Here is a 253-nt window from a genome sequence, read left to right as displayed (position 1 = left end):
GAGGATATCCATCTCTATTCTCCTAACGGATAACGTTTTCGATACACTTCATACATCAATAGACCAGCGGCAACTGATGCATTTAAAGAAGTAACCTTCCCGGCCATAGGCAGTTTAATTAGAAAATCACACTTTTCCTTAATCAATCGGCCAATACCTTTTCCTTCACTGCCAATCACAAGAGCCAGCGGCATTGTACCATCAAATTGTCTGTAATCCTGTTTAGCAGACGCATCTGTTCCCGCAACCCAGA

1 protein-coding gene is annotated in these 253 nt (G+C 42.7%); it reads right to left on the bottom strand.

The window, feature by feature from the left end:
* Nucleotides 1-14: 14 nt before the first annotated feature.
* Nucleotides 15-253: TrmH family RNA methyltransferase (locus AC0IXA_RS27820; RefSeq protein WP_471814965.1), on the bottom strand; the 239-nt coding region annotated here is incomplete at its 5' end.

The sequence above is a fragment of the Pseudomonas sp. AC083 genome (assembly GCF_979253165.1).
The sequence above is the reverse complement of the archived record's forward strand: the minus strand, read 5'-3'. Positions and strand labels throughout refer to the sequence as shown.